1 pseudogene is annotated in these 1,066 nt (G+C 44.0%); it reads right to left on the bottom strand.

Annotated features, from left to right (window positions below):
- Window positions 1-1,066, bottom strand: a pseudogene (locus ACWHAR_RS22935) (transcription-repair coupling factor); the annotation flags it as partial.

The raw sequence follows: 1,066 nt of genomic DNA, 5'->3' as shown, positions 1-1,066 counted from the left end.
TGAAATTTGATTTTTTAAAACGCTCCATTTCGCCCGCAAGCACGTTCATTTGGCCATGGAAACTCTGCATTTGCCGGCCTGACACATTGACGATATTTTGCGGGCTCGTATGGTGTACATGCCGCAAAAATAAAGAGTAGTACAGCAGAGGCCGTTTTTGCTCAGCCACTATTTTTTGGAAGCTGAATGACAAACGAATGTCATGCAAAATCTTCCCTTCCTCAAGAAGATTTGTGATAAACTCCGCTTCTTCTTTTTGAAGCTGTTCTTCCATCTCATGAATCCGACTGACTTCATCCAAAATCAGAAGTGTATTATCAGGTGTATAATCTAGTAAACTAGCAGGCTTTTCATAGAAATATGAGAGATACTTCACGAGCTCCTGATCTGTCTGGCCTTCAGACAAGCGTTCTTTATCGTGAGAAATATTCGCATGAAGTATTTCTTTTTGTTTGTCAGCCTTTAATTTTTTCAAGCTCGCGGCAAGACCACTATCGATTTTCTCCATCGCCCGCGCTTTTTCTTCCGGTCTGATAATTAATTCCTTCGCGGGACCGATATTGATCGAGGTAAGGGTCTCAATTGACCGCTGATCATCTGAATTAAAGCTGCGGATTGAATCCACCTCGGTGTCAAAAAGTTCAATTCTCACCGGATTCTCTGAAGTCAACGGATAAATGTCAATGATTCCACCGCGAATACTGAATTCCCCGGGCGCAGAAACCATATCAGACCGCTCATACCCTACCTCTACCAGCCTTGAGGCAAGCTGGTCAGGTTCGATATCATGGCCTACTTGAATGAGCATCTGGCTGCTTTTCCACACCTCTACAGGCGGCAGCATTCTTCTGATTGCAGCTACCGGAGCAACGACAATTGGCGCTTCTCCATTCGTTAGTCTATTAATGACATCTAATCGCTGCGCCCGCAATTCAGGGCTTGCAACTGCGATTTCTGATGAAATGAGTTCATTGACGGGGTACAAAAGGACAGACCGATCCTCTAGAAGTGAAGTCAGATCATCTGTTACTTTCTGGGCTTGATATAAGTTATGGGTGATTAGAAA

It is taken from the genome of Bacillus sp. LR--39 (assembly GCF_053613335.1).
The sequence above is the reverse complement of the archived record's forward strand: the minus strand, read 5'-3'. Positions and strand labels throughout refer to the sequence as shown.